Raw genomic sequence first — 22,257 nt, 5'->3', positions numbered from 1 at the left:
GTGGTGAGGGGCGCCCGGCCCGTGCCGGGCGCCCCTCGCGCGTGCGGGCGGGCGGGGCGCCGGTGGGTCAGGGGTGTGCCGCCGTCCGCAGCGCGTCGAGCACTCTGCCCACCGCCCCTTTCTCCCCGGCGCCGTTGCGCACCGCGGCCACCACGTGGCGCACCGGTCGGTCCTCGGCCGGTTCCCGCATGACCACCCCGTCCCGGGGGACCGCCGCCATGCGGGGGACCAGCGCCACGCCCATCCCCGCCTCGACCATCGCCAGGATCGCCGTCCAGCCGGCCGCCGCATGGCCCTGGTGCGGGCGGAAACCCGCCGCCTCGCACGCGGCCCGCGTGATGTCGGACCAGGGTCCGCTGCCGCCGAAGATCCACGGCTCGGCGGCCAGGTCGGCCAGCCGCAACCGCTCGGCGGAGGCCAGCGGATGGCCGCGGGGCAGGGCGACGTCCAGCGGGTCGGCGAGCAGCGGCACCCGGGTGAAGCGGGGGTCCGCCGCGGTCGGCGCCTGCGCCGCGAGCGACAGCGCGAGGTCCACCTCACCGGCCGCCAGCAGCTCGTAGGCCTCCTGCGCCTCCGCCTCCCGGACCCGGACCGTCACGCCCGGGTGCGCCGACCGCAGCGCCGTCACGGCGGGCACGACCAGTGCCGGTACGGCGGTGGAGAAGGCGCCCACCCGGACCTCGCCGGCCTCGCCGTGCACGTAGGCGGCCAACTCGGCGTCGGCGCGCTCCAGTTGCTCGAAAACCGCCTCGGCGTGCCGCAGCACCAGCCGGGCCGCGTCGGTCAGCCGGACCCGCCGCCCCTGTGCCTGGAGCAGTTCGACGCCGAGCTGCCGGGAGAGGTTGGTCAGCTGCTGGGAGACCGCCGACGGCGTCATGCGCAGCGCCTCGGCCGTCGCGGTCACCGTCCCCCGCTCCCGCAGCGTCCGCAGGATGTGCAGCTTCCGGATGTCCCACTCGGCCATGGCGGCAATCTAACCGGCGGCTCACCGGCGCCGACCGGCGGCTCACTCGCGCGACGCCGCGCCCAGCATGACACCGCCCAGGATCAGGGCCATGCAGCCGGCCTGCGCCCAGCCGGTCGGCTCGGCGAGCAGCAGCCAGGACAGCAGGGCCACGCAGACGGGCTGGAGGTAGTAGACGATGCCGGCGCGGGTCGGGCCGACCAGGAGGACGGCCTTGTTCCAGGCGAAGAAGGCCAGGGCGGAGGAGGCGACACCGACGTAGAGGAGCGGCAGGACGGTGCCGGGCGTCGGCGTGAAGCCGCCCTGGACGGTGAGGCTGACGGCCTGTGCGGGCACCAGCATGAGCGTGCCGAGGAGGAACGTCGCGAACAGGAACGCGGCACCGCCCAGTTCGGCGGGCCGGCGGCGCAGCAGGGCGCTGTAGGAGCCGAAGCAGCAGGCGGCGGCGATCATCCACAGGTCCCCGGCGGCGAGCCCGGCCCCGCCCGAACCGCCGACGAGCAGCAGGACGCCCGTGCAGGCGATGAGCAGCCCGGCGACCCGGCGGGCACCGAGGCGTTCGCCGCCGGCCCGCTCGAACACGGCCATCAGCACCGGTGAGGCGGCCATGATCATGCCCATGTTGGCGGCCGGTGTGGTGACCCCGGCCTGGTTGACGAGGGTGTTGTACGCGGCCACGCCGAGCAGGGAGGCGAGCAGCACGTAGCCGAGGTGGCGGCGGATCAGCGCCCGCTGCCGCCAGGCCTGCCGGGCGCCGAACGGGGCGACGGCGGCGAGCGCCAGCACCCACCGCCAGAACGCGTGCTGGACGGGCGGCACGCTGTCGCCGAGGGCACGGGAGGTGACGAAGCTGCCGGACCACACGAGGGTGGCGAGGGCGGCGAGCGCGATGCCGAGCGCGACGGGGGCGGCGGCCTTCGGCGCGGGGGCGGTGAGGGCGGTACGGGCGGCGGAAGCGGTGACGGGGCCTTTCGCAGGAGCTGCGGGCACGGGGGCGGGGTCCTTTCGGTGGCCGGTGATCGCCGGGGAACCACCGTCGCAGCGCGCGACCCGTCACGTCCATCGAAACTTTTCGACGGTTCCTTTCAGGGCAACTGAAAGATCAAGGAGCTGAAAGGCCGGCCTTCCGGCGGGACGTCCGGGGCGTCCTGCGCCGGTGCCATGGGCGACGACACGAGGGCGCCGACCCCGTCGCACGGACGACGCATACGCGTACGTGCGGCGCGGTCGGCGCCCTCGGTGGAGTGCGCGGCTTCCGAAGCCCGGGAGGCGGAACGCCCGGTCAGGCCTTGGCGTCGGCCTTCACGGTCTCCTTGGTCTTGATGTTGCGGGTGGTCACCCGGTGCTCCTCCTTGGAGCGGTCGAGGACCATGGTGAGGCCCGCGATCACCAGGAACAGCACGATCGGGGCGAACACGAACAGGCCCAGCGTCTCGATGACGCTCAGGCCCGTGCCGGGGTCGTCACCGTCGTCGCGGGTCAGCGCGAGCGCGGGGGACGACATGAGCAGCATCATCAGCGTCGTACCGGCCGCCAGGGTGCCGGCGCGCAGGGCGTTCTTCTTGTCCACGGTGCCAAAGTTAGTTCACGGCGGTTCGGTGTGCGCGGCCGGGGTGCCATATAGGGCTCGACGGGGCCGGGCGCCGGACGGGCCGGGGCGGCCCGCGGGCCCGGGCTCACCCGCCCGGCGCTCCCCCGCTGCGCACCGCCTCGATCAGCGCCCGGACCCGCGGGGAGGCGGCCAGGTCCTCCAGCGTCACCGGGCGGCCCTCCGCGTCCGCGACCGGCAGCCGCCAGTTCGGGTACTGGTCCCAGGTGCCGGGCAGGTTCTGCGGGCGTCGGTCGCCGATCGCGTCCGGGAGCCAGATGCCGACCATCCGGGCGGGGGTGGCCAGCAGACAGCGGTACACGGCCTGGATCTCGGCCTCCTCGCCGGAGGCGTCCGCGCCGCCGGCGGTGCCGCGCAGCAGGCCGAGCCGGGCCAGCAGGGCCAGCCACTCCGCGGTGTCGGCCGCCGCCTCCGCGCGCTCCTCCTCGACCGGGCGGGTGAGCAGCCCGAGGCCGGCGCGGAGTCCGACGTGCTCGCCGGTGAGGCGGGCGGCGGTGGGCGGCAGGTCGTGGGTGGTGGCGGTGGCCAGGCAGTCGGCGCGCCAGCGCTCGGGCGGCAGCGGGCGCCCGTCGCTCTCCCAGTCCCGCTCGAACCACAGCACCGACGTGCCGAGCACCCCGCGTTCGCGCAGCGTCTCGCGGACGCCGGGCTCGACGGTGCCGAGGTCCTCGCCGATGACCACGGCCCCGGCCCGGGAGGCCTCCAGGACCAGGATCGCGAGCATGGCCTCGGCGTCGTAGCGGACGTAGGTGCCCTCGGTGGGCGGGTGGCCCAGCGGGACCCACCACAGCCGGAACAGGCCCATCACATGGTCGATGCGCAGCGCGCCCGCGTAGCGGAACAGGGCGCGCAGCAGGCCGCGGAAGGGGGCGTAGCCGGACGCGGCCAGCCGGTCGGGGCGCCAGGGCGGCAGCCCCCAGTCCTGGCCCCGGGCGTTGAAGGCGTCCGGCGGGGCGCCCACCGACATCCCGGTGGCGAAGTGGTCGCGCTGGGCCCAGGCGTCGGCACCGCCGGGGTGGACGCCGACCGCGAGGTCGTGCACGACGCCGACCGGCATGCCGGACTCGCGGGCGGTGCGCTGGGCGGCGGTGAGCTGGGACTCGGTGAGCCAGGCGAGCCAGGTGTGGAAGTCGACGCGGTCCATCAGCGCCGCGCGGGCGCGGGCGGTCCCGGCGGAGCGCGGGTCGCGGAGCTCGGCGGGCCAGCGGTGCCAGTCGGAGCCGTGCACCTCGGCGAGCGCGCACCAGGTGGCGTGGTCCTCCAGGGCCTGTCCCTGGTCGGCGAGGTAGTCGCAGTAGGCGGCGCGGCGGCCGGGTCCGAGCGGGACCTCGCGGACCAGTTCGAGCGCCTGGCGCTTCAGCTCCCACACCGCGTCGCGGTCGATCAGGGCGCCCTTGTCCAGCACCGTCCCGCGCAGCCGCCCGGCCCGCTCCAGCAGGGCGTGCACGCGGTCGCGGTCCTCGACGTGGGCGAACTCGGGGACGTCCTCGACGCGCAGGTGGACGGGGTCGGGGAAGCGGCGCGAGGAGGGCCGGTACGGGGAGGGGTCGGTGGGGGCGCCGGGCACGGCCGCGTGGAGCGGGTTGACCTGGACGAAGCCGGCGCCGAGGGCGCGGCCGGCCCAGGCGGTCAGCTCCGCGAGGTCTCCGAGGTCGCCCATGCCCCAGGAGCGGCGGGAGAGCAGGGAGTACAGCTGGACGAGCAGGCCGTAGGAGCGTCCGGCCGGGGCGGGCAGCCGGGGCGGGGCGACGACCAGGTGGGAGCGGGCCGTGCGCCCGTCGGGTGCGGTGGCGGTGAGCCGGTGCACGCCGGGCGGCAGGCCGGCGAGGTCCGTGCGGGTCCCGCCCTGTTCGGTCTCGACGCTCAGCCGGGTGCCCGCGGGCAGCGCGTCCAGGGCGGCCGGCCCGCCGGCGTCCCTCCAGCGGACCACGGTCGGCGGCAGCAGGCGCGTGCGCAGCTCCGCCTCGCGGGCGGCGAGCGCGGCGCGCACGGCCTCGGGGCTGCCGGCGTCGACGCCGAGGGCTGCCAGAGCGAGGGTGACGGCGGTGGCCGAGGCCGCGACCGTACGGTCCGGGGACGGGCTGTAGGAGGTGGCGACTCCGTGCAGTGCGGCGAGCCGGGACAGGTCCTCGGCGGGGGGCTCGGCCGGCCGGGCAGCTGTCATCCAGTACCTCGCTGTCGTCCGGGCCCTAGCTGTCGTCTAGGGCCGCGTGGGTTCCGGTACGGCGAACGACGCGGTGCCCTGTTCGGGCACGACCGCCGTCAGCTCGGGCGAGGACTCGCTGGTCAGCGGCATCGCGTCGGCGAACGGCGACTCGCTGGTGAGGGGCTCGGCGTCGGGCAGCGGCGGCTCGCTGGTGAGCGGCGCCTCGGCGCAGGTGCCCTCGGCGCTGAAGGCGCAGATGTGCGGGGTGTCGGATGCGGCGGAGGACTCCACCAAGGGAGCGATGGACGGCTCCGCCACGGGTTTGGACTGGGCGGGCAGCGAGAGGTGTGCCGGTGCGGCCACGGGATCTCCTTGTCGAGCACGGTCGGGCACGGCGTCGCGGGTTCCGCTTCGCGCGTTCCGCTTCGTGGGTTCGGCTGGACGGGTTCGGCTGGGCGGGGTTCGGTTTGCGGTTTCTCCAGCCCTACCCAGCGGACGCGAGGACAGACGTATCGGATCGGTGAACGTGGCCCTGGTCACATTCCGCCCCGGGAGGCAACCCGGAGATCGGGGCAATTCCGTCACTGGAGTCACTGTCGTTGACACGTTCGGTGCACGAGTGGTGGGCTCGTGGTCTCTGTGATGCTTCCGTGACCTGACTGCGGAGGGCAGGGGATGTCGAGCGACCAGGAGGGGGCCGTGCCGTCACGGCGCAGGAGGGGGGCGGGCGCCCTCGCATTGGCCGTGCTCGCCGGCGCGCTCGGCACGGCGCCCGCCGCGGCGGCCCCGTCGCCCGCGTCCCCGTCCACGCCGTCGTCGCCGTCCACGCCGTCGTCGCGGGGGACGGCCGAGTCCGCCGAGGCCGAGGTGGCCGTCTGGCCCCGGCCGCAGTCCCTGCGGGTGACCGGCGGCGCGGTCCCGGTTCCGGACGAGGTCGTGCTGATCACCGGCGCGGACGCCGACCCGCACGCCGTGCGCGAGCTGCGCGCGCTGTTCGACGGGGCGGGGGTACGGGTCACCACGCCGGCCGCCGGCGAACGGACGCCCGCCGGGGCGCTGGTCGTCCGGGCGCGGACGGAACCGGGCCCCAGGGCCGATGCGCGCGGCCCCGGGGGCGATGCGCGGCACGCGCTCCCCTCCGGCGGCTACCTCCTGACCGTCGAGCGCGGCGCCGTCACCCTCACCGGCGCCGGCCCGGACGGGCTGTTCCACGCCGTGCAGACGCTGCGCCAGCTGCTGCGCGGCGACCGCACGATCCCGGCCGTCACCGTCCGGGACTGGCCCGGCACCGCCGTGCGCGGCATCGCCGAGGGCTTCTACGGCACCCCCTGGACGCACCGGGAGCGCCTGGAGCAGCTGGACTTCCTGGGCCGCACCAAGCAGAACCGCTATCTGTACGCCCCCGGCGACGACCTCTACCGGCAGGCCCGCTGGCGCGAGCCCTACCCGGCCGGGCAGCGGGCGCAGTTCCGTGAGCTGGCCGAGCGGGCCCGGCGCAACCACGTGGCGCTGGGCTGGGCGGTGGCCCCGGGGCAGGCGATGTGCTTCTCGTCGGACGAGGACGTACGGGCGCTGACGCGGAAACTGGACGCGATGCGGGCGCTGGGCTTCCGGTCGTTCCAGCTCCAGTTCCAGGACGTCAGCTACAGCGAGTGGCACTGCGAGGCGGACGCGGAGCGGTTCGGTTCGGGGCCCGGGGCGGCGGCGCGGGCGCAGGCCCGGGTGGCGAACGCGGTGGCCCGGCACCTGGACGAGCGGTACCCGGAGCCCGTCGACCTGACGGTGATGCCGACGGAGTACTACCAGGACGGCTCGACCGCCTACCGCCGGGCGCTGGCCGCGGCCCTGGACGACGCCGTGCAGGTGGCGTGGACCGGGGTGGGCGTGGTGCCGCGGACCATCACCGGACGGGAACTGGCCGAGGCACGGCGGGTGTTCGGGCACCGGCTGGTGACCGTGGACAACTACCCGGTCAACGACTACGCCCCCGGCCGCCTGTTCCTCGGCCCCTACCAGGGCCGCGAACCGGCCGTGGCCGCCGGGTCGGCCGCGCTGCTCGCCAACGCGATGGAGCAGCCGGAGGCCTCCCGCATTCCGCTGTTCACCGCGGCCGACTACGCCTGGAACCCGCGCGCCTACCGGCCCGAGGAGGCCTGGCGGGCCGCGATCGACGCCCTGGCCGGCGGGGACGAGCGGCGCGAGGAGGCCCTCGCGGCCCTCGCCGGCAACGACGCGTCGTCGGTGCTGGGGTCGCGGGAGTCGGCGTATCTGCGGCCGCTGATCGAGGCGTTCTGGCGGGAGCACGCCGCCGCGAAGGCCGGGGGTGCGGCTCAGCGGCGGCTCGGCGAGGAGTTCGACGTGCTGCGCGCGCTGCCCGAGCGGCTGGCGGACGGCGGGCTCGGCGCGGAGGTCGCGCCCTGGTCCCAGAAGCTGGCCGGGTACGGGGAGGCCGGCCGGACGGCACTGCGGATGCTGCGGGCGCAGCGCGCCGGGGACGCGGCGGCGGCCTGGGCGGCGTACCGGAGCCTCGGCGAGCAGCGCGAGCGGCTGCGATCGGCCCGGGTGACGGTCGGCAAGGGCGTGCTGGACCCGTTCCTGGGGCGGGCGCAGAAGGCCTACGCGGCGTGGGCGGGCCTGGACCGCGAGCCGGCGTCGAGCGCGGGGGAGGCGGGGGACTCCCGCACGGTCCGCTTCCCGCGCGGCCGGGACGTGTCCGCGGTGACGGTGCTCGCCGAACCGGGGACGCGCGGCGAGGTCGAGGTGCACGTCCCCGGCGGGGGCTGGCGCCGGGTCGGCTCGCTCGACGCGAGCGGGGCCACGGAGGTCGCGCCGCGGGAGGACGGGGGCGGGGTGGACGCCGTCCGGGTGACCGGCACGGACGCGGCCCGGCTGCGGCACGTGGTGCCGTGGTTCGCGGACTCGGCCGACGTGTCGGTGGACCTGGCGCGCGCGGAGACGGACGCGGAGATCGGCGGCACGGAGCGGCTGTCGGTGCGGCTCGGCTCGCAGCGGCCGGGCGATGTGCGGGGCACGCTCACCGCCGAGGCGCCCGAGGGCGTCGAGGTGCGGGTGCCGAAGGGTCCGCTGACGCTGCCGCGCGGGCAGCGGGTGGACGTGCCGGTCGAGGTGTCCGTGGCGCCGGGCACGCCGTCGCGGTCGTACGAGGTCCGGCTGTCGTTCGGCGGCACGACCCGCACGCTGACCGTCCGCGCCTTCCCGCGCACCGCCGGGACCGACCTGGCGCGCGGCGGTACGGCCTCGTCCTCGGGCGACGAGACGCCCGACTTCCCGGCGTCCGCCGCCAACGACGGCGACCCCGCGACGCGCTGGTCGTCCCCGGTGGACGACGGCGCCTGGTGGCAGGTGGAACTGGACCGGCCGGTACGGCTGGGGCGGGTCGCGCTGCACTGGCAGGACGCGCACCCGTCGGCGTACCGGATCCAGGTTTCCCCCGACGGCCGCCGCTGGCGCACGGCCGCCACCGTCCGCGACTCCCGCGGCGGCCGCGAGTCGGTCCGCATGGACGCCCGGGACGTACGGTACGTGCGCGTCCAGGGCGAGAAGCGGGCGACGCAGTACGGGTATTCACTGTGGTCGGTGGAGGCTTACGCGGTCGCGGAGTGAGCCTCGGCCCGGCTCCGGGCCGAGCGACCGCCGGTTTTCGCGGCCCTGCTATTCACTCAGTACATATACTGCGTACATAATGGGCCCATGAGCACCCGTCACATCCTGCTGGGGCTGCTCGCCTCGGGGCCGAGCCACGGCTATGACCTCAAGCGGCGCCACGACGAACGCTTTCCGCAGGCCCGGCCGCTGGCCTACGGGCAGGTCTACACGACCCTGCGACGCCTGGTCCGGGACGGCCTCGTGGAGGTGGCGGGCACGGAGGCGGAGGGCGGCCCGGAGCGGACGACGTACCGCGCGACCGACGAGGGCGCGCGGGAGCTGGCCCGCTGGGCCGCGGACGTGGTCCCGCCGGCCCCGTTCGTGACGAACGAGATCTTCGCCAAGGTCGTCGTCTCGATCCTGTCCGGCGGCGACCCGGCCGCCTACCTGACCGACCAGCGGGCCGCCCACATGAGGCGGATGCGCGAACTCACGGCCGTCAAGACGGCCCCGGGAGCCGACCTGGCGACCGTGCTCTCGGCGGACTACGCCCTCAACCACCTCGACGCCGACCTCCGTTGGATGACCACGACGGCGGCCCGGCTCCTCAACCTGACCGCGGAGGTCGACGCAGCGTGACGAACGGGGAGACGACGGGACCGCTGCTCGCGGCCCATGACCTGGTCAAGGCGCACCGGAGGAACCCCGCCCTGCGCGGTGCCTCCGTCGAACTGCGCGGCGGCGAGATCCTCGCCGTGACCGGTGCCAGCGGCAGCGGGAAGTCGACGCTGCTGCACTGTCTGGCCGGGATCGTCCGGCCGGACGACGGGGAGGTGAGGTACGCCGGGGAGCGGCTGGACACCCTGCCGGAGAAGCGGCTGAGCGAGCTGCGCCGCACCGAGTTCGGGGTGGTCTTCCAGTTCGGCCAGCTCATACCCGAGCTGACCGCGCTGGACAACGTGGCGCTGCCGCTGATGCTGGCGGGCGGCGCGCGGGCCGAGGCGCGGGAGCGGGCCGGGCAGTGGCTGGAGCGGTTCGGGGTGCGCGCGCAGGGTGAGCTGCGGCCGGGTGAGATGAGCGGCGGTCAGGCGCAGCGGGCGGCGCTGGCGCGGGCCCTGGTCACCGGCCCGAAGGTGGTCTTCGCGGACGAGCCGACGGGGGCGCTGGACTCGCTGGCGAGCGAGCAGGTGATGACCGCGCTGGCGCACACCGCCCGCGAGGCGGGCACCGCCGTGCTGCTGGTCACGCACGACGCCCAGGTGGCGGCGTACGCGGACCGCGAGGTGCGGCTGCACGACGGCGTCGTGGCCGCGTCGGAGGTACGGGCGTGAGCGCGGCGATGGGCTCGGACATGCGGCTGGCCTGGCAACTGGTGCGCGGCTCCGACCGGCGCGAGTGGTGGCGGATCGGGCTCACGGCGGTGGGCGCGGGGCTGGCGACGGGCTTCGCGCTGGCGGCGGCCACGCTGGCGTCGCTGCGGGGAGGCTGGGACGTCTCCGTCGGCCACGGTCTGCTGGACGAGCCAGGTACGCGCGCGGGCGTGATCGCCGGTCTGCTGATGCTGCTGGTCCCGGTCCTCGGCTTCCTCGGCCAGTGCGCCCGGATCGGCGCCGTGCACCGCGACCGGCGGCTGGCGGGGCTGCGGCTGGCCGGGGCGTCGCCGTGGCAGGTGCGGCGGATCACCGCCCTCGAGACGGGGCTCGCCTGCCTGGCCGGCTCGGCGGTCACGACCGTCTTCTCGGTGCTGCTGCTGTTGCGTCTGTGGAGCAGGCCGACCGCGCTGACCTGGGTGGGCGTCGGGCTGGTGGCCGTGGTGGTGCCGGTGCTGGGCGCCGCGGCGGGGGCCCTCGCGCTGCGCCGGGTCGTGGCCTCGCCGCTGGGCTGGGTGCGCAGGGTGCGGCCGGGCTCGGGCCGCGGGCCGGGGTTGCTGTTCCTGGGCGGGCTGGCGCTGACCGCGGTGGTGGCGGTGCTGGCGGTGGCCGGGACCTCGGCCGGTTCCGGCGGCCGGGAACACGGGCAGGGACCGCTGACCGTCTTCGGTCTCGTCCTGGCCGTCGGCGCGGGCGCGGTGTGGCTGGCCGGGACGGTGTCCCGGGTCACCGGTCGGACGCTGGCGGCGGGGGCCGGGCGGCCGGCGACGCTGATCGCGGCGGAGCGGCTGCGCGACGACCCGTGGGCGGCCTCGCGCACCCACGCGGCGGTGCTGCTGGTGACGGTGGCGGGGACGGCGTTCCTGGGCATCCGGCACGCGATGCTGGTCGAGCTGCGAGCCCAGAAGACGACCGACTTGGACTTCTACACCACGGGCCTGGACCTGACCGGCGCCGCCCTCCTCGTCGCCCTCGCCATCGCCCTGTCCGGTCTGGCGGTCGGCACGGCGGAGTCCCTGACCACCCGCCGCCGCGCGCTGGCCGCGCAGATCGCGGCCGGGGTCCCGCGGGCGGTCCTGAACCGTGCCCTGCTGCTGGAGACGGCGCTCCCCCTCGCCCCCGCCCTGCTCCTGGCGGGCGCGGGCGGCATGGCCGTCGGCACCTGGTACTCCGGACTCTCGGGCACCGCCGCCGTCCCGGCCACGGCCCTCCTGGTCCCCCCGTCCGTCTACGCGGCCTGCCTCCTGGCGACGGCCACGGCCCTCCCCCTCCTCCGACGCTCGGTGCGCCCCGGGGAGCTGCGGTACGCGTGACGGACCGGGCCCGTCGTCCGCCGAAGCGGCCGGCCGGCGCCCACCTCGGCCGGCACACATGAAATGATCACTGAGGCAGGCGTCCGATCCGGTTCGCCCGCCGCCATGCACGTCGACCGGCGACCGGGGGGACACCGTCGCCCAGGGGGGATTCCGCCATGCCATGGACCAGCCGTGCCCGCACGCCGCTCCGGCTCCGCCTCACCCCTCGGTCGCTGGACGTACCGCGCTGAGACGCCGCCCTCCCCGCCCCGCACGGCGACGGCCGGCCGTGCCTTGCCCTCTCATCCCGTTCAGGAGCCCTGACACACGTGCGTACGCTGCTTCCCGACCACCTGCTGAGTCGTCCCGTCGTCGCCGGTATCGCCCTCGCGGGCATGGTCGCCGGCGTCCTGGTGGGCCGAGGCGGCCTGGACACCGTGGTGGGCTGCGGAATCGCCGGTGACGACCTTCCGTCCCTCACGGCGAAGGACTGGGTGGACAACGCCGACCACGTCGTCGTCGCCACCCCTACGGCGGAACAGGACACCAACCGCCGCGACTTCGACGAGGGCGCCGTCCAGTACCAGACCGACCGCACCGTGAGTTTCCGTACGGACGACGTCCTGTGGTCCTCCGAGCGGCCCCGTCGTGCGCTGGGCGAGAGCTTCGAGATGGTGGCCGCCGGCTGGCGGGCGTACCGGGACAGCGGCACGCGCGTGAAGAGAACGACGGCCGCGGCGCCCCGGCTGGAGCCGGGCCACACCTATCTTCTCGCCCTCCGCTGGGAGGCCGAGAAGTGGATCGTCCTCGGCGAGGGCGCCGCCGTCCCCTTCGACGACGGCACGGTGGGGCGGGGAGAGTGGTGCGGGCGCGTCCTGAGCGAGGACGACTTCGCACAGGGTGAGCGGTTCTCCCGCCGGGACGACAGCAGCCTCGAGGAGACTGTCCTCGGCCAGGACGCCGCGGCCGTCACCCGCGAACTGGAACAGGCCGGTTGACCCTTCACCGCAGCCACGCGGTGAGGACGGCCGGTAAGACGGTGTACGCCGAGTGGGACGTCTCCGGCCGGAACCCGGCCCCGTCCCGGCGGGCAGGGGCCGGGCAGACAAAGGGCCCGGGCCGTCAGGCGGAGATGCCGTCGATCCGGGCCAGGGCGTCGTCCGCGCCGTACGGCTGCAAGTAGGGCAGCCAGCGCGGGTCCCTATGGCCGGTGCCGATGATGCGCCAGGCCAGGCCGGTGGGCGGAGCGGGTTTGTGGCGCAGGCGCCAGCCGATCTCGCCGAGGTGGCGGTCGGCCTTCACGTGGTTGCAGCGGCGGCAGGACGCCACCACGTTGTCCCAGACGTGCTTGCCCCCGCGGCTGCGCGGGATGACGTGGTCGACGCTGGTTGCGACGCCACCGCAGTACATGCACCGGCCCCCGTCCCGGGCGAACAGCGCCCGGCGGGTGAGAGGAACGGGCCCCCGGTAGGGAACCCGCACGAATCGCTTGAGCCGGACCACGCTGGGTGCGGGGACGGTGACGGTCGCGCTGTGCAGATAGGCGCCGGACTCCTCGAGGCATACGGCCTTGTTCTCGAGGACGAGGACGAGCGCGCGGCGGAGCGGTACGACGCCGAGCGGCTCGTACGACGCGTTGAGGACCAGGACATGCGGCACGGATGCCTCCTTGTACGCCGGCGGCGCGTGGCTCGCGCCGGGACGATCCGTAGTCAGTCTCCCCTCATGCCTGGTGGAAGCGCCACCATGTCCCGGTAACGGGCTGGGAGTGTTTTCGACCACATCCGATACATCCCCCGCGCCGTGACCTGTTCAAGCGCGGGTGAGCGCCGTCTCTTCCGCACACTTCGCGCCGATCCGCACACGGTGCCCCGTTAGTGTGGTGATTCCGCCCGTCCGGTGACCGTTCCGTGACCTTGGACCGGCGCCGGCCCTGGTCCGCGCGGCCGTCGACGCCGCCGGAGGGGCCGGGTCGCTGCATCTGGAGGTATGCACCGTGTCCCTGTCCGTCGCCGTCCTGTCGGCCGTCGGTCCGTCGCCCTCGCCGTCCCCCGAGGAGACGACGACACCGGCGGTGCCCTCGCTCCAGGACGCCCAGGAGCGCGCCACCAACGCCGCCGGCTGGGTCGAGCAGAACTGGTCCACGTGGCTCGCCATCGGCCTCCAGGTCCTGCTGATCGTGGTCGTCGCCGTCGTGCTGAGGGCCGTGGTGCGGCGCGCGATCACCAAGCTGATAGAGCGCATGAACCGCACCTCCCCGGCGGCCGGCGGCGGTGCGCTGGGCGGGCTGCTGGTCAACGCCGAGCGCCGCCGTCAGCGCTCGGCGGCCATCGGATCGGTCCTGCGCTCGGTCGCCAGTTTCCTGGTGCTCGGCACCGCGGCCCTGATGATCCTGGGCACCTTCCAGATCAACCTCGCCCCGCTGCTGGCGTCCGCCGGCGTCGCCGGCGTGGCCATCGGCTTCGGCGCCCGCAACCTCGTCACCGACTTCCTCTCCGGCGTCTTCATGATCCTCGAGGACCAGTACGGCGTCGGCGACTCGATCGACGCGGGCGTGGCCTCCGGCGAGGTTATCGAGGTCGGGCTGCGCGTGACCAAGCTGCGCGGCGACAACGGCGAGATCTGGTACGTGCGCAACGGCGAGATCAAGCGGATCGGCAACCTCTCCCAGGGCTGGTCCACGGCCGGCGTCGACGTGACCGTCCGGTCCGACGAGGACCTGGACAGGATCAAGGAGACCATCGGCGCGGTCGCCGAGCGGATGGGCAAGGAGGAGCCCTGGAACGAGATGCTGTGGGGGCCGATCGAGATGCTCGGCCTGGACAGCGTGTACCTCGACTCCATGGTGGTCCGCGTCTCCGCCAAGACCATGCCGGGCAAGTCCCTCACCGTCGAGCGCGAGCTGCGCTGGCGCATCAAGCGCGCCTTCGACGCCGCCGACATCCGCATCGTCGGCCGGCCCGACGCCCAGGGCGACGAGGGACCGGGCGCCGACCCGACGGCCGGGGTGGCGGCCCCGTCGGCCTACGCCAGCTCGGTGTCCCCGCAGTCGATCGCGGCGTCCCCGCTGCCCGGGCCGTCCGGTCCCACCAGCACCACCAAGTAGCCACTCCGGCCCACGCCCCACGCCCACGCCCCCGGGTGACGGCTCCGTCGCCGCGGGGGCGTCCCCTTGACGCCTCCTTCGTCACGGGCCTACCTTCTCCCGGGAGCGACAGGAAACTTTCCTGACAGATCAGGAACCACAGAGCACCGACCAACCCGCTGTACGTCCGCCGCCGCACGACGGAAGGCTGAGCGGCCGAGAGGCAGGTGTGACCCCGCATGGCAGGAACCGCCGGTACGCCGGGCACCCCCCGCGTCCTGCGCGCCATGAACGACCGCGCCGCCCTCGATCTCCTGCTGGCACACGGCCCCCTGTCCCGGACCCGCATCGGCAAGCTCACCGGCCTGTCCAAGCCCACCGCCTCCCAGCTCCTGGTCCGCCTGGAGGCGGCGGGACTGGTGCTGGCCGGCGGCACCACCGAGGGCCGCCCGGGGCCGGGCGCACAGCTCTACGAGGTCAACCCGGCCGCCGCGTACGCCGCCGGCCTCGACGTCACCCCGGACCGCATCCTCGCCGCGGTCGCCGACGTCACGGGCCGCACCGTCGGCCGGTACGAGCTGCCCACCCCCGGCAGACGCACCGGCACCCCCGTCGTCCGGCAGGTCACCGACGCCCTCGACGGTGCGGTGAAGGCGGCCGGGCTCACCCGGGGCGACGTGCACCGCGTGGTGATCGGCACACCCGGCGCCTTCGACCCCGGCACCGGCCGGCTGCGCTACGCCTCCCACCTGCCCGGCTGGCACTCCCCCACGCTCCTGGACGACCTCGCCGCCGCACTGCCGATGCCGGTGGAGTACGAGAACGACGTCAATCTCGCCGCCGTGGCCGAGCAGCGGCTCGGCGCCGCCCGCGGCCACGACGACTTCGTCCTGCTGTGGAACCAGGAGGGCCTGGGCGCCGCCCTCGTCCTCGGCGGCCGGCTGCACCGCGGCTTCACGGGCGGCGCCGGCGAGGTCGGCTTCCTGCCGGTGCCCGGCACCCCGCTGGTCCGCCAGGTCGGCCGCGCGGGCAGCGGCGGCTTCCAGGAGCTGGCCGGCGCGCAGGCCGTTCCGAGGCTGGCCCGCGAGCTGGGCGTGCCCGACCTGCCGTCCGGCCGGTACACCGAGGCCGCCGCCGAGCTGCTCACCCGGGCCGCCCGGCCCTCGGAGGGACCGGCCTCGGAGGGACCGGCCAGGGAGGGACCGGCCTCGGGACGACCGGCCTCGACGCGACCGGCCCCGGCAGGACCCGCCACGGAGGGACCGGCCCCGGAGCGACCGGCCCCGGCAGGGACCCGGTCCGCCGACGAGCCGTACCGCCGCATGCTCCAGGAGTACGCCACCCGGCTCGCCACCGGGCTCGCCTCCCTCGTCTCCGTCCTCGACCCCGAACTCGTCGTCCTCAGCGGCACGGCCCTCACCTCCGGCGGCGAGGCTCTGCGCGCCCTCGTCCAGGCCGAGCTGGAGGAGCTGGCCGCGCCCCGCCCCCGGCTGGTGCTCGGCGGCGTGACCGAGCACCCCGTGCTGCGCGGCGCCCTGGAGACCGCGCTCGCCACCACCCGCGACGAGGTCTTCGACACCTCGCGCTGACCGCCCCCGGCCGACCCGCCGACCCCGGTGGCCTCACCCCTCCCCGGCCCCCGTCCCTCGTCCCCCCTCCGCCCCGATGCCCCCGTCCATCCCCGACCGGCTCACCCACCGGCACCCATCCCGCCCCGGTCCCGTGTCCCGGGACCGTCTCGAGTGAAGGGCTGACGTACATGAAACTCACCGTGGTCGGCGGCGGTTCGACCTACACACCCGAACTCGTCGACGGCTTCGCCCGGCTGCGGGACACGCTGCCGGTGACCGAGCTGGTCCTCGTCGACCCGGCGGCGGACCGGCTGGAGCTGGTCGGCGGCCTGGCCCGGCGCATCTTCGCCAAGCAGGACCACGACGGCCGGATCACCACCACCACCGACCTGGACGCCGCCGTGGACGGCGCCGACGCGGTCCTGCTCCAGCTCCGCGTCGGCGGTCAGGCGGCCCGCGAGCAGGACGAGACCTGGCCGCTGGAGTGCGGCTGCGTCGGCCAGGAGACCACCGGCGCGGGCGGCCTCGCCAAGGCGCTGCGCACGGTCCCGGTGGTGCTGGACATCGCCGAGCGGGTGCGGCGCGCCAACCCGGACGCCTGGATCATCGACTTCACCAACCCGGTCGGCATCGTCACCCGCGCCCTGCTCCGGGCCGGCCACCGGGCGGTCGGCCTGTGCAACGTGGCGATCGGGCTGCAACGCCGGTTCGCCCGGCTGCTCGGCGTCGCGCCCGCCGACGTCCACCTGGACCACGTGGGCCTGAACCACCTCACCTGGGAGACCGGTGTCCGCCTGGGCGGGCCCGAGGGGGAGGACGTCCTGCCCCGGCTGCTGGCGGAGCACGGCGAGGCGATCGCCGGCCAACTGCGGCTGCCCCGCCCGCTCCTGGACCGCCTGGGCGTCGTGCCGTCCTACTACCTGCGCTACTACTACGCGCACGACGAGGTGGTGGAGGAGCTGCGCGCCCAGCCCTCCCGCGCGGCGGAGGTCGCGGCGATGGAGCGCGAGCTGCTGACGCTGTACGCCGACCCGAAGCTGGACGAGAAGCCGGCGCTGCTGGGCAAGCGGGGCGGCGCCTACTACTCGGAGGCCGCGGTGGACCTCGCGGCGGCGCTCCTCGGGGCCGCCGGCGCCGCCCCCTACCAGGTGGTGAACGCCTTCAACCGGGGCACACTGCCCTTCCTGCCGGACGACGCGGTGATCGAGGTGCAGGCGGTGGTGGACCGCAAGGGCGCGACCCCGCTGCCCGTGCCCCGGGTGGACCCGCTGTACGCGGGCCTGATGGCGAGCGTGACGGCGTACGAGGACCTGGCCCTGGACGCCGCCCTGCGCGGCGGGCGCGACCGTGTCTTCCGGGCGCTGCTCGCGCACCCGCTCGTCGGCCAGTACGCCCGCGCCGACCGCCTCACCGACCGGCTGATCGCGCACAACCGGGAGCACCTCGCGTGGGCGTGAGAGCGACGGTGCTCGCCGTCGACGCGGGCAACAGCAAGACCGACGTGGCGGTGGTGACGTCCGGCGGGGAGGTGCTCGCCACGGCACGGGGCGGTGGATTCCGCCCGCCGGCGGTGGGCGTGGAGTCGGCGATGGACTCCCTCGCCGAGGCGGTCGGGCGCGCCTTCGCCGAGGCGGGGGTCACCGCCGTCGACCACGTCTCGGCGTGTCTGGCCAACGCCGACCTGCCCGTGGAGGAGGAGGGCCTCGCCGCCGCGCTGCACGCGCGCGCGTGGGGCGGCAGCGTCGACGTCCGCAACGACACCTTCGCGGTCCTGCGGGCCGGCGTCAGCGAGCCTCGGGGGGTCGCGGTGGTCTGCGGCGCCGGCATCAACTGCGTCGGCATGCTCCCCGACGGCCGCACCGCACGCTTCCCGGCGCTGGGCCGCATCTCCGGGGACTGGGGCGGCGGCTGGGGGCTGGCCGAGGAGGCGCTGTGGCACGCCGCCCGCGCCGAGGACGGGCGCGGGGAGCCGACGGAACTGGCCCGCGCGCTCCCCGCCCACTTCGGGCTGGGCTCGGTGTACGCCCTCGTCGAGGCGCTGCACCTGGGCCGGATCGCGGGCGGGCGGCGGCACGAGCTGGCGCCCGTGCTGTTCGCGACGGCGGAGCGGGGCGACCCGGTCGCCGGCGCGCTCGTCGACCGGCAGGCCGACGAGGCGGTGGCCATGGCGTCGGTGGCGCTGGCCCGGCTGGGCCTGCTGGCGGAGGAGGTGCCGGTGCTGCTGGGGGGCAGTGTGCTGGCCGCGCGCCACCCCCGGCTGGACACCCGGATCCGGGAGCTGCTCGCGCTGCGCGCCCCGAAGGCGGTGCCCCGGGTGGTGACGGCCCCTCCCGTCCTCGGGGCCGTGCTGCTGGGGCTGGACCACCTGGGGGCGGCCGCACAGGCGCACGCGAAGGTCCGCGCGCGGTACGGCGCCTGACGCCCCGGAGGCGTGCGACGCCCGGGCCGGGAGGGAACCGAACCGATTCCGGCGGCGTATTCATGGACAGGGGGTGGTGCGGGGCCCGGGATCGGATCAAGATCGGGTGAAGGCCGATGCGGATGTCGGTGCCGCGGGCGATACTTGCGGCAGGGATGACCATGGGGGAGGTCAGCAGTGACACGACCGTCGAAGGGGACAGCGGCACCACCGACGCGGTCCGGCGCGCCCACCCTGTCCGCCGTGCCCCGCCAACCGGGCCCCGCGTCGCCGGGCGCCCCGCCCGACGGCCGGCTCCAGCCGCGCCGCACGGCGTTCGCCGAGGGCGTGGACCGCCTGCGGGCCGCGGCCACCACCGAGCCCGGCCGGCTGCGGGCCATCGGCGCCGTCCTCGCCGTCCTCGTCCTCGCCTTCGGCGCCGTCACCGCCTGGCAGACCACCGACCGCGCCTCCGCGGCCGACGACGTCCTCACCCGCAGCCAGCCCCTCACCTCCGACGCGGCCGACATCTACCGCTCGCTCGCCGACGCCAACACCGCGGCCTCCAGCGGCTTCCTGGCCGGCGGCCAGGAGACCAGGGCCTCCCGCGAGCGGTACGAGAAGGACATCCGCACCGCGGCGGCGGGACTGGTGAACGCCGCCGCCCACTCCGACCCCGACTCCCCGACGGGCACGGCCATCGCCAGGCTGAACCGCCTGCTGCCCGAGTACAAGGGCCTGGTGGAGCGCGCCCGCACCTACAACCGCCAGGGCTTCCCGGTCGGCGGCGCCTATCTGCGCTACGCCAACGAGAAGATGCAGAAGGAGATGCTCCCGGCGGCCGAGGAGCTCTACGCCACGGAGAACCGGCGGCTGAGCGCGGACTACGAGGACGCCACGCCCTACCCGTGGGCGGCCATCGCCCTCGGCGTCGCGGCGCTCGCCGCCCTGGCCTGGGCGCAGCACCGCACCTACCGGCGCACCAACCGCGTCCTCAACCCCGGCCTGGTCGCCGCCACCGCCGCCTCCACGGCCGTCCTGCTGTGGCTGGTGATCGGGCACGGCGTGGCCCGCGCGAACCTGCACGAGTCCCGCACCCACGGCGTCAGTTCGCTCAACGCGCTGCACGAGGCCCGCATCGCCTCCCTCAAGGCCCGCGGCAACGAGAACCTCACCCTGGTCTCCCGGGGCGCGGAGACCAGGAAGGTGGGCAAGAAGACGTACGACGCCTACGACTACGACTTCCAGCAGAACATGAAGGCCCTCGACGCCGGCCTGGACGCGGCCGGGCGGCTCGCCGACGACGAGGCCGGCAAGCGGCCGGTGGCCGAGGCCGCCGGCAACATGGCGGAGTGGAACAAGCGCCACGACGCCGCCCGTGAGCAGGACGAGTTCGGCAACTACCAGGAGGCGCTGGACCGGGTGATCGGCGGCGGCCCGGGCGTCCCCGCCACGGTCGAGTGCTTCGACAACGTCGACGCCAACCTCGCCGACGCACTCGCCCACGAGAAGCGGGAGTTCGAGCGGGCGGCCGGTGACGGCCGGGACGCGATGACCGGTCTGCCGGTGGGTGCCGCGGTCCTCGCCGTCCTGGGCGCGGCGGGCGCGGTGCTGGGCATCGGCCGCAGGCTGTCGGAGTACCGATGAGGCAGTACCGGTGAAGCAGTAGCGGTGAAGCAGGGCCGGTGAACGACTGCCGGTGAACGACTGCCGGTGAACGAGTATTGAGGGAAGCGACGGGAGAGATGAAGGGGACGGAAGGGGGCGCGATGAGCAGTGCACGACGTCTGCGGGCCGGCCTGAAGGGCTGGGGCGGCGTGGGCGCGATGGCGGTCGTCTGCGCCCTGGCCGTGGCCCTGGCGCTCCTGCTGCCGCTGACCCAGTCGCGCGGCGCCGGCGACGGGACGCCGCCGGGCGGCCACGGCGTGGCCCACGGCAGCCAGGCCCGCGCCGAGGAGGAGTGCACGGACCCGGAGAAGCAGACGCTGCCCCCGGACACCGCGGACGGCCCCACCATCGACGCCATCAAGCGCCGTCAGGGCGAGAAGCGCAAGCTGATCGTCGGCATCGACCAGAACAGCTACCGCTGGGGCTACCGCGACCCGAACAGCGGCGAGGGCGCCAAGCTGGAGGGCTTCGACATCGACCTGGCGCGCCGCATCGCCGAGGAGATCCTCGGCGACCGGGACGCGGTCCAGTTCAAGGCGATCCCCACCAACGAGCGCGAGGCCGCGGTGAACGACGGCCGGGTCGACATGGTGGTGCGCACCATGACCATCAGCTGCGACCGCATCGAGAACGTCGACTTCTCCGCCCCGTACTTCAGGACCGGGCAGCAGCTACTGGCCCCCAAGTCCTCCCCGATCACGGGCTACGACGAGACGCTGGCCGGCAAGAAGATCTGCACGGCGAAGGGCTCGACAGCCCTGAGCACGCTGCAGCAGGACCAGCGGGACGGTGAACTGGTCGCCTCCGCAGACCTGTCCACCACCGTCCCCAATCAGCTCGACTGCCTGGTCAGGCTCCAGCTCGGCGAGGTCGACGCGGTGGTCACCGACGGCGCGCTCGCCGCGAGCCAGGCGGCGCAGGACCCGACGGTCGAACTGAAAGGCGACGCGTTCACCACCGAGTACTACGGCGTGGCGATGAAGAAGGGCGCCGACGATCTGGTACGCCGGGTCAACCGGATCCTGGAGGACTACCGCGACGACACCGAGAACGGCTGGCAGGACTCGTACGACACGTGGCTGTCGGCCACGATGGGCGAGGACTCGGCGGAGTCGGAACCCCCCGCGCCCCGCTACGAACGCCGGAGCTGAACGGGCCGGCACCCGGGCGAACCGCACGGGACCGCACAGGCAGGCAAGAGCACACGTCCGACACAGCGAGAGGTGATCGATGGGCGGCGCGGGACCCACCGGGCCGGTGATGGACCGGGACGAGGTGGACCGTGCGCTGGCGCGGCTCGGTGCGGAGCACGAGGCGATCGAGACCTCACTGCTCGCCCTCCAGGACCACGCGGGCCGCAGACTCCTCGAGGGCGCCGAACTCACCGGCCTGACCGCCGAGCGCTGGACGGCCACGGAGGCGTCGATCACGCTGCTGTGGACCTGCTTCGACGCCTACTCCGGCGCGCTGCGCACCGCCCGGGAGATCCGCGCCCGGCGGCGCTGGTCCAGCCGGGAGGACCTGGCGGAGCTGACCGAGCTGCTGCGCGGCGAGTCGGTCACGGTGGCCGGCGGCGCCACCGCCACCGCCAACGCGCCCACACTGGCCGGCACTCCGGGCGGCCCCCGGCTCAGCGAGCGGTTCTCGCTAGGCACGCTGGTGGACCGGATGAACGAGCTGTACGCGACCTCCCTGGACGTGGTGGTCGCCGCCGACGCGGTGTGGTCGGCGCTGCCCGCCCGGATCGATTTACTCGCCGCCGAGCTCCAGCGCACCCGGCAGCTCGCCCACTCCGTCGGCGTCCGCCCCGGCGAGCACCCGGCCGGCGACGACCTGGAGCGGATCACCCGCACCCTGACGAGGCTGCGCGAGCAGGTCGTGTCGGACCCGCTGGCGTTCTGGGTGCCGGCCGAGGGCAGTGCGGCGCCCGGCGGCGGCCGGCCGGACACCACGGTGTACGACCGTCAGGCGCGCGCCCTGGAGGACGTGCGCCGGGAGATCGACGCGGTGTTGACGGTCCGTCAGGACGCGGAGCAGCGGATCGTGCGGCTGCGGGACGTGCTCTCGCGCGCCGACCGCACCCTGGCCGAGGCCCGCACCGCGCGCGGCGAGGTGCTGGCGAAGATCGCCGCGACGGAGGTGCCGGTCGTCAGCGGACCGCCGACCGTCTTGCAGGAGCAGCTGGCGACGGCCGCCGAGTACCGCAGACAGGCCCAGTGGCACCGGCTGTCGCCGCTGCTGGAGTCACTGGAGCAGAAGGCGGAGGACGAGCTGCTGCGCGCCCGCGAGTCGCTGACCGCGGTCACCGCGCCGCTCGCGGTCCGCGCCGAGCTGCGCGGCCGGCTGGACGCGTACAAGGCCAAGGTCGCCCGGCACGGGCTGGCGGAGGACCCCGAGCTGGCCGAGAAGTACGAGAGGGCCCGCCGCATGCTGTGGAGCGCGCCCTGCGACCTGCGCGTCGCCGAGCAGGCCGTGCTGCGCTACCAGCGGGCGGCGGCGGAGCTGCTCGGCAGCACCAGGCCCGGCGCCTGAGGGACGAGGGGGA

General features: G+C 75.2%; 18 protein-coding genes. 12 read left to right on the top strand and 6 right to left on the bottom strand.

Annotated features, from left to right (window positions below):
• Nucleotides 1–67: 67 nt before the first annotated feature.
• From ACZ45Q_RS05275 to ACZ45Q_RS05255, 5 genes are all read right to left on the bottom strand, one after another.
• Nucleotides 68–964, bottom strand: coding sequence for a LysR family transcriptional regulator (locus ACZ45Q_RS05275; protein ID WP_468255137.1), 897 nt, complete (start codon nucleotides 962–964; stop codon nucleotides 68–70).
• A 42-nt stretch (nucleotides 965–1,006) separates the two neighbouring features.
• Nucleotides 1,007–1,855 carry a DMT family transporter gene (locus tag ACZ45Q_RS05270; RefSeq protein WP_468255348.1) on the bottom strand — a complete coding sequence of 283 codons (849 nt, stop codon included), beginning with the start codon at nucleotides 1,853–1,855 and terminating at the stop codon, nucleotides 1,007–1,009.
• Nucleotides 1,856–2,246: 391 nt separating this feature from the next.
• The gene (locus ACZ45Q_RS05265; RefSeq protein WP_468255134.1) at nucleotides 2,247–2,534 is read right to left on the bottom strand and encodes a hypothetical protein; all 288 of its coding nucleotides are present in this window, start codon (nucleotides 2,532–2,534) and stop codon (nucleotides 2,247–2,249) included.
• Nucleotides 2,535–2,640: 106 nt separating this feature from the next.
• Nucleotides 2,641–4,737 carry a 4-alpha-glucanotransferase gene (gene malQ / locus ACZ45Q_RS05260; RefSeq protein WP_468255131.1) on the bottom strand — a complete coding sequence of 699 codons (2,097 nt, stop codon included), beginning with the start codon at nucleotides 4,735–4,737 and terminating at the stop codon, nucleotides 2,641–2,643.
• Between the two features lie 36 nt (nucleotides 4,738–4,773).
• The gene (locus ACZ45Q_RS05255) at nucleotides 4,774–5,082 is read right to left on the bottom strand and encodes a hypothetical protein (protein WP_468255128.1); all 309 of its coding nucleotides are present in this window, start codon (nucleotides 5,080–5,082) and stop codon (nucleotides 4,774–4,776) included.
• A 312-nt stretch (nucleotides 5,083–5,394) separates the two neighbouring features.
• Here ACZ45Q_RS05255 and ACZ45Q_RS05250 point away from each other — a divergent pair, with 312 nt between their 5' ends.
• From ACZ45Q_RS05250 to ACZ45Q_RS05230, 5 genes are all read left to right on the top strand, one after another.
• Nucleotides 5,395–8,343 carry a beta-N-acetylglucosaminidase domain-containing protein gene (locus tag ACZ45Q_RS05250; RefSeq protein WP_468255125.1) on the top strand — a complete coding sequence of 983 codons (2,949 nt, stop codon included), beginning with the start codon at nucleotides 5,395–5,397 and terminating at the stop codon, nucleotides 8,341–8,343.
• An 87-nt stretch (nucleotides 8,344–8,430) separates the two neighbouring features.
• The gene (locus tag ACZ45Q_RS05245; RefSeq protein ID WP_468255122.1) at nucleotides 8,431–8,964 is read left to right on the top strand and encodes a PadR family transcriptional regulator; all 534 of its coding nucleotides are present in this window, start codon (nucleotides 8,431–8,433) and stop codon (nucleotides 8,962–8,964) included.
• A complete protein-coding gene (locus ACZ45Q_RS05240) occupies nucleotides 8,961–9,656 on the top strand; it encodes an ABC transporter ATP-binding protein (protein WP_468255119.1) in 696 nt (231 codons plus the stop codon). The genes ACZ45Q_RS05245 and ACZ45Q_RS05240 overlap by 4 nt, the downstream gene beginning before the upstream one ends.
• Before the next feature lie 8 nt (nucleotides 9,657–9,664).
• Complete coding sequence (locus tag ACZ45Q_RS05235; protein WP_468255346.1) at nucleotides 9,665–11,008, top strand: FtsX-like permease family protein; 1,344 nt, start codon at nucleotides 9,665–9,667, stop codon at nucleotides 11,006–11,008.
• 311 nt (nucleotides 11,009–11,319) lie between these two features.
• Nucleotides 11,320–11,988 (top strand): hypothetical protein, encoded by a 669-nt coding sequence (locus tag ACZ45Q_RS05230; RefSeq protein ID WP_468255116.1) that lies wholly within the window; start codon nucleotides 11,320–11,322, stop codon nucleotides 11,986–11,988.
• 124 nt (nucleotides 11,989–12,112) lie between these two features.
• On the opposite strand, the gene ACZ45Q_RS05225 is transcribed toward ACZ45Q_RS05230, so the two are convergent.
• Complete coding sequence (locus ACZ45Q_RS05225) at nucleotides 12,113–12,649, bottom strand: HNH endonuclease (RefSeq protein WP_053763139.1); 537 nt, start codon at nucleotides 12,647–12,649, stop codon at nucleotides 12,113–12,115.
• Between the two features lie 337 nt (nucleotides 12,650–12,986).
• On the opposite strand from ACZ45Q_RS05225, the gene ACZ45Q_RS05220 reads away from it, so the two are divergent.
• The 7 genes from ACZ45Q_RS05220 (at nucleotide 12,987) to ACZ45Q_RS05190 (ending at nucleotide 22,244) form a co-directional block, all read left to right on the top strand.
• Nucleotides 12,987–14,096, top strand: coding sequence for a mechanosensitive ion channel family protein (locus ACZ45Q_RS05220; RefSeq protein ID WP_468255113.1), 1,110 nt, complete (start codon nucleotides 12,987–12,989; stop codon nucleotides 14,094–14,096).
• A gap of 218 nt (nucleotides 14,097–14,314) precedes the next feature.
• Entirely contained in the window at nucleotides 14,315–15,664 is a 1,350-nt protein-coding gene (locus tag ACZ45Q_RS05215) for an ROK family transcriptional regulator (RefSeq protein ID WP_468255110.1), read from the top strand.
• Nucleotides 15,665–15,834: 170 nt separating this feature from the next.
• Nucleotides 15,835–17,103: a 6-phospho-beta-glucosidase gene (locus tag ACZ45Q_RS05210; RefSeq protein WP_468255107.1), complete on the top strand. Its 1,269-nt coding sequence runs from the start codon at nucleotides 15,835–15,837 to the stop codon at nucleotides 17,101–17,103.
• Nucleotides 17,094–18,065, top strand: a complete 972-nt coding sequence (locus ACZ45Q_RS05205; RefSeq protein ID WP_468255104.1) for an N-acetylglucosamine kinase — start codon at nucleotides 17,094–17,096, stop codon at nucleotides 18,063–18,065. The genes ACZ45Q_RS05210 and ACZ45Q_RS05205 overlap by 10 nt, the downstream gene beginning before the upstream one ends.
• Before the next feature lie 243 nt (nucleotides 18,066–18,308).
• Nucleotides 18,309–19,691, top strand: coding sequence for a hypothetical protein (locus tag ACZ45Q_RS05200; protein ID WP_468255101.1), 1,383 nt, complete (start codon nucleotides 18,309–18,311; stop codon nucleotides 19,689–19,691).
• Between the two features lie 122 nt (nucleotides 19,692–19,813).
• Nucleotides 19,814–20,863: a glutamate ABC transporter substrate-binding protein gene (locus tag ACZ45Q_RS05195; protein WP_468255099.1), complete on the top strand. Its 1,050-nt coding sequence runs from the start codon at nucleotides 19,814–19,816 to the stop codon at nucleotides 20,861–20,863.
• Between the two features lie 79 nt (nucleotides 20,864–20,942).
• Complete coding sequence (locus tag ACZ45Q_RS05190; RefSeq protein WP_468255097.1) at nucleotides 20,943–22,244, top strand: coiled-coil domain-containing protein; 1,302 nt, start codon at nucleotides 20,943–20,945, stop codon at nucleotides 22,242–22,244.
• Nucleotides 22,245–22,257: the final 13 nt, after the last annotated feature.

The organism is Streptomyces sp. NPDC031049 (assembly GCF_055571015.1).
The sequence above is the reverse complement of the archived record's forward strand: the minus strand, read 5'-3'. Positions and strand labels throughout refer to the sequence as shown.